Raw genomic sequence first — 2,867 nt, forward strand, 5'->3', positions numbered from 1 at the left:
TCGTGAGGTCATCGAGCGCGGTCACACCGCTTGCACTTTTTGCGTGTACGTCCGCTCCGCGATCGATTATCGTCTCATAGTAATTAATTGTTTGGAGCAAACAGCTAGAATGAAACTGTTGCTCTGGATTTATACTTGGTAATTTATTTAGTACTTGCATCACTTAATTTAGATCGTACGTGTCGGTTTTATTACTAGCTTGTTGCTCTTGATATTGTGCCCACATTTCTCGATAGGCTTGTTCCATATCAAGTGTAAATTGCTTGGCATTCCAGACTGGTGCGCTAGTTCTACCTGCATGTAATTTACCTTTGACTTGCCATCTCAATTCGCGATCTAGTCCTAGCTTAATCCCCCAATCAATGTATTCTTGCTGATTCCAGGCAATCCCTTCCGTAATCCCCGCATTGATCATAAATGTGTAACTATTGCGTGCCGCAAATTGCTGTCCCACCTGTGTAACCATCGGAATCCCCATCCACAGAGTTTCGAGAGTTGTAGTGGCCCCATTGTAAGGAAAAGTATCGAGAACTACATCTGCGATCGCTAAATTGGCTCGGTGGCTATATTCATCGATATCTCGCTCTAAAAAGCGCAACCGATCTAAACTAATCCCCACTTCTAAAGCTAATTCACTAAATAATCTCTGGATAGTTTCGTTATCACTCTTACCTTTGATTAAGAAATAACTATTAGGCACAGCCTTGATAATCTCCATCTGAGCTTTAATACAATCTGGATGACGTTTGTAGCCAGATTGACTGCTCAGATAAATCACCGCATCAGATGGAATATCCAAATCCTCACGCAGTAGATTTGGGGTACCAATTTCAAATCCATCAACTGCTAAATATGTATGAGGCAATCGCCAAATTTTCTCGGAATAATATTCTTGTGCATCATCTGGCAAAACATAAGGATCGGCAATGAAATAATCGACAGTAGGAATCCCCGCAGAGTCCCAACCCAGCCAAGACAACTGTATTGGAGCTGGCTTGTGTGCCATAAATAAGGATGTTAAATCATATGTGAGACTATCCAAATCAATTAAAATATCAATTTCATCTGCTTTTATTTGAGCTACATTTTCTTCGATAGAACCATTTAAGTATGAAGTAGAATCTACTTTATCTCTAAACCATGCATGATTAAATTCATCATCCTTGTTTGTATTCAGACAGTAAATAAATACTTGGAAAAAATCTCGATCGTGATGTTGAATTAGCCACCGACTTAGCCATCCAACTGAATGACACTTGAATCCAATCCCAATATAGCCAATTCGGATACATCCAGTTCTTTTTATTAGTGATGATTCCTCAACATCATATTCTGCACTAATTGGTTGAACATTCTGCTGGTAAATAGTTGCTAATTGATTTTGTAATATTTTATTTGCACGAGGATTATCTTCTGTATATGGCAAGAAGAATGAGGACATTATTAATGATTGGTATTGCCCTTGCTGTAAATTTCGAGGTGATGCCTGAATAATATCTGATAACAACTGTCTGTGGAGATTAATTACTTTATCTATATCTTGTAAGTTTCCAGCAGTAAAGTGTGCTCTTTGAAGTTGATAGCTTCCAAATAATTTATCAGTTACTTTTGATGCCAATCTGCAAAAATCCTTGGCAATTATAGTTGCTTTGTCGTAAAGACCAACACCAGAATATGTATAGCTTAGAACCTGGAGTATACTCAATGTATTTGGCTGAATCTCATTACATATTTCAACTATTTTAACAATAAATAAATTAGCACCATCTTGGTTAAAGCTTTGAAATAATACACCCATGAGCTTTCTGATCACGAGAGTTCTTTCTAATGTCATCATTTGTAAGCAGAATCTAATGACTTCAAGACTCTCATCACTCCAAGTATCTAGCAACGATCCTACGACTTGTTCCAGAAGATCCTCATTGATACTCTCGATACTCGCGTCCAAAAGTTCATTTACGCGCCACTCAATTAGCGATACTGTTGTCAGCGTACCGATGAGATTCTCTATACAAATTAGGTGGAGAATATTTTCAATTTTATCAGGTAATAATATCCAAATGTTTTGACGGATTAACCAGGCTTGGTCAAATTTTTGGATTTGGGCTAGATGGCTAGCCTCTATTTCCAAAACTGAAATCAAATCATCGGTCAAATTTTCAAGTTCACTTTCATTGGAGGTCGCAAAGGGAGTAAACCAAGCAGCTTGCGCGTCATCTTCCCTACCTGCTAATAAATATGCAACCCCCAGATGCCAATAGTTTTTAGCAATCGTATTATCATTAGAAATCGCTATTTCATAAAAACTGATCGGATTTGAAGGTCGATCGATCAAATTGATCGAGAGGGTAGATGTTAGGACCTGCATGAACTTAATCTCAACAGAGAAGGATAGATCTTTCTTGAGTATACTGACTAATAGATCGAGATCGAATCCAGGTAATTACGGAAAAAAATAGATCACTACAGTTTATTAACCGTAAATTTACTGACGTTAGTATCCAACAGTTCCCAATCCTCAAAATCTGGATTAGCTATTAACTGCAAATAGAGTATTAATATTTAGATGCTGAGGTTAATCTGAGATCCAGTGCAAGTAACTGAATTCGTAGTAAATGTTGTTGGTGCAGGAGCTGTAGTTCCAGGGAGTGATACTTCACAAAGTATAGTACCAATTACACTCTGACTTGCCGGATTACTGTAATAAATACTCCCACCACTGTAACCTTTGAGAATTATATCATTGGGACGAGCAATAATAGTTGCTGTATCATTACCAGCTGCGAGCGTGTAGCTAAAATTAGTAGTAGTACCAGCAGTACCTCCAGCAATGGTACCAAGAGCTAAAGCATCAAAGGAAGTAGAAA

The 2,867-nt window shown here is 38.0% G+C and carries 2 protein-coding genes; both read right to left on the bottom strand.

Translation table 11 applies throughout. The features are described 5' to 3' along the window. Positions 1–163 precede the first annotated feature (163 nt). Entirely contained in the window at positions 164–2,368 is a 2,205-nt protein-coding gene (locus RMO55_RS21510) for an O-linked N-acetylglucosamine transferase, SPINDLY family protein (RefSeq protein ID WP_310430168.1), read from the bottom strand. A gap of 194 nt (positions 2,369–2,562) precedes the next feature. After that, on the bottom strand, positions 2,563–2,867 hold a 305-nt coding region (locus RMO55_RS21515), incomplete at its 5' end, for a type IV pilin-like G/H family protein (RefSeq protein WP_310430170.1).

The organism is Chamaesiphon sp. VAR_48_metabat_135_sub, assembly GCF_031418915.1.
Taxonomy (GTDB): Bacteria; Cyanobacteriota; Cyanobacteriia; order Cyanobacteriales; family Chamaesiphonaceae; genus Chamaesiphon.

Coding starts and splice junctions, on each gene's coding strand:
- RMO55_RS21510 (WP_310430168.1), bottom strand. CDS start 2,368: ATGCAGGTCCTAACATCTACCCTCTCGATCAATTTGATCGATCGACCT.